Source organism: Actinomyces sp. ICM58, from assembly GCF_000283035.1.
GTDB lineage: Bacteria > Actinomycetota > Actinomycetes > Actinomycetales > Actinomycetaceae > Pauljensenia.
In genome coordinates this window covers 1-3,093 of sequence record NZ_ALIY01000039.1, presented here as the reverse complement: position 1 = coordinate 3,093, position 3,093 = coordinate 1, and the positions used below count along the sequence as shown (strand labels likewise).

The following is a 3,093-nucleotide window of genomic DNA, read 5'->3' as shown; positions in this document are numbered from 1 at the left end:
CCGCTTCTTGTATGCAAGGGTGACTCGGGGGCGATGACGCTGTATGAGTTGGTAACGTGCGTGTTTTGTCTTGGAGGCATTCAAGGATTTGTGTTGCGGCTGTGTGGGTGGGGGAGGGTGCAAAGAGGGTGGGGAGCTGGGTCTTTCGTTAAGTCGTGGCAGTGCGGCTGCTCTTGTCTTCCGGACTCTTCGGTGGCCTGTCTTGCTGGGGGTGAAGGAGGGAAGTACAATAAAACCGACCGACGGTCTGGAATGGAGGTTGCGTGAATCAGGCTGAGAAATCCGAGCGTACCCGGGAAGCGATCTGTATAGCCGCTCGCCAGCTCTTCGCAGATAAGGGTTACGACATGACAACGATGCAAGATATCGTCACGACAAGCGGCATGTCGAAGGGGGCGATCTATCATCATTTCTCGTCGAAACAGGAGGTACTGCGTTCCGTTGTTGTGGGGGAGTTGCGCTATCTGAACGCATTTGTTGAAGACCTGGCTGCACAATCTGATGCATCGGTGACCGATAGGGTAACGGTCCTCGCGGAGCATATGGTCGCGTCTAGTCCGCAAAGTGGTCTTGGGCGCGCCAACTGGGTGAGTGAGGTTCCAGAAGCCTTACTGGAATCATTGCGTAACACGCTGACAAAGCTTGCGCCCCACCTGGAACAAATGCTGCGCCAGGGAATGGAGTCTGGTGAAATCGGCTGCGCATTCCCCCGTGAAGTTGCTGAAGTGTTGGTCCTTCTTGTAGATGTGTGGGTTGATCCACTGATCGTTGCGGAATCGTATGAGCGGATGTGTCAAAAGGTAGACTTCATCGCTGCTTTCCTCAAGCGTTTCGATGCTCAGGTGCTCAGTGAGGACGCTATCGCAGTCATCAAAAACGGTGTAGGTCATTTCTATGAATGAGCGCAATTCCTACTCCATTCTCATGGTGAATCTACCGTTTGCTGGCCATACGAACCCGACGCTCGGATTAGCTCGGGTACTCACTGATATGGGGCATCGTGTCACCTATATTCATTCTCCTGCGTGGCGAGAAGCAGTGGAAAATACGGGCGCGCATTTCGTCCCTTACGATGACTATCCCCTCTTCCCGCGTCCATTCCAGGATCGCATGCGATGCTGGCGTGCGGCTTATCGGACGGTGCTGCGTATCGGCGCAGGCTACGACTGCCTGCTCTACGAGATGCTCTTTGTATCAGGCAAGGCGCTCGCCGACCGTTTGGGAATAGTCCCCATTAGGATCTTCTCAACCTTCGCGCTTAATGAGCATGTACTGGAAGACTTCGGTCGAAACGGCGGGTTGTACCTAACCTCGATCTTCCGTTTCCCGCGCCTGAGAGCGCTCATCTCCGCACCTATGAGTAGGCGATATGGCTGGCGATTCCGAGAGCTTGAGGCTGAGATTGTGCGAAATAGCCCTGCTCTCAACATCACCTACACGCCTCGGAGCTTCCAGGTGCGCGCCGGCGAATTTCCTCAATCTCGGTATGCGTTCGTAGGTGCTTCTATCGATGGACGTCGTCACGAGCCATGTGAACTTCCCGAAGGTGACGGACCTCTCGTCTACATATCTCTCGGAACAGAACTCAATAAATCCGAGCGGTTCTTCCGTCGCTGTGTAGAAGCATTCGGAGGTACTGATGTGCGTGTTGTCATGGCAATCGGCAACTCGGTGCGCCCCGAGAGCCTAGGGCCCCTTCCTCCTGCGACGATGGTTCGCAGCAGGGTTCCGCAACTTGAGGTGCTCTCGCAAGCATCTCTCTTTATTACCCATGGAGGTATGAATAGTGTCAATGAGGCACTCTTCTACGGTGTGCCGATGCTGGTTGTTCCTGTTGGTAACGACCAGCCGACTGTGGCGCGGCGGGTGGAGGAGCTGGGATTGGGTGAAGCGTTGGAAATCCGCGAAGCAACTCCCAATGTCCTCCGTGAGGCGGCTATGCGCGTGCTATCTGATCGTGAGTGCCATGCGCGCCTCTCCGAGTTTCGCCAAGAGACGCGGAATGCAGGGGGCAACACGAAAGCGGCGAAGCTCATCATTGAACAGCTCAATCGAGTGTGAACTGCGGGCGGGAGCGGTCGGTGGACTGCTCCCGCCCGCGCTATCCTAGTGGTGCGAAAAACCCACGACAGCGCAAAGGAGCCGCCCATGCTCATCCTCATCGATCACGCGAACGTCGATGCGATCGCTAAGACCCTCGAATACCTGCCCATCGACGGCGTGACGACCAACCCGACGATCCTGTACCGCGAAGGCAAGGAACCCCTCGAGGTCCTCCACGCGATCAAGTCTGTCCTGCCCGATGGCGCCCAGCTGCACGTCCAGATCGTCTCCCAGCGCGCCGACGACATGGTCGCCGAGGCCCGGGCGCTGCGCGGCGAAATCGGTGGCAACCTCTTCATCAAGCTTCCCGTCACGCGCGAAGGCTTCGCCGCCATCCCGCGCATCGTGCGCGAAGGCATGCAGGTGACCGCTACCGGCATCCACTCCTCGATGCAGGGCTTCATGGCCGCCAAGGCCGGGGCTCGCTACGTCGCCCCCTACGTCAACCGCATGGACAACTACGGCATCGACGGCGTGCGCGTCGCCTCCGAAATCCACCGCACCCTGCGCACCTACGACCTGAAGGCCGACGTGCTGGCCGCGTCCTTCAAGAACTCTGAGCAGGTCCTCGAACTGGTCCGTCAGGGTGTCGGCGCCATCACCGCCGCCCCTGACGTGCTGGCCGCCCTCATCAAGAACCCCGCGACAGACGCCGCGATTGCGGACCAGAACCGTGACTTCGGCATCCTCGTGGGCGAGCGCCGCACGTGGCTGGATCTCATCAACGACAAGTGAGCCCTGTGTAGAGGCCCGGAGGCGGCGACTCGCCTCCGGGCCTCTCGCATACCCGCGTTGCTGCTGCGCCCCCGGTGTTCCGTTGGCTGTGCCACTGGTGTTCTGTTGGCTGTGCCGCCGGTGTTCTGTTGGCTGTGCCGCCGGTGTTCCGTTGGCTGTGCCCCCGGTGTTCCGGGCGCCGTCGGGCCCGCCCGCTCGCCGTCCACGCCGCGAGCTTCGCTCTGCGCATCGGCTCGAGGCCTGGCCAGGCCCCGC

At 59.3% G+C, this 3,093-nt stretch carries 3 protein-coding genes; all 3 read left to right on the top strand.

The window, feature by feature from the left end:
* Positions 1 to 263: 263 nt before the first annotated feature.
* The gene (locus HMPREF1138_RS10595; RefSeq protein ID WP_081495952.1) at positions 264 to 902 is read left to right on the top strand and encodes a TetR/AcrR family transcriptional regulator; all 639 of its coding nucleotides are present in this window, start codon (positions 264 to 266) and stop codon (positions 900 to 902) included.
* Positions 895 to 2,061: a macrolide family glycosyltransferase gene (locus HMPREF1138_RS01735; protein ID WP_009055822.1), complete on the top strand. Its 1,167-nt coding sequence runs from the start codon at positions 895 to 897 to the stop codon at positions 2,059 to 2,061. Before HMPREF1138_RS10595 ends, HMPREF1138_RS01735 begins: the two co-directional genes overlap by 8 nt.
* Before the next feature lie 87 nt (positions 2,062 to 2,148).
* A complete protein-coding gene (locus HMPREF1138_RS01730) occupies positions 2,149 to 2,838 on the top strand; it encodes a transaldolase family protein (RefSeq protein ID WP_009055824.1) in 690 nt (229 codons plus the stop codon).
* Positions 2,839 to 3,093 lie beyond the last annotated feature (255 nt).

Bases quoted from the DNA above. Each gene is read 5' to 3' on its own strand.
- HMPREF1138_RS01730 (WP_009055824.1), top strand. From the start codon at position 2,149: ATGCTCATCCTCATCGATCACGCGAACGTCGATGCGATCGCTAAGACC.
- HMPREF1138_RS01735 (WP_009055822.1), top strand. From the start codon at position 895: ATGAATGAGCGCAATTCCTACTCCATTCTCATGGTGAATCTACCGTTT.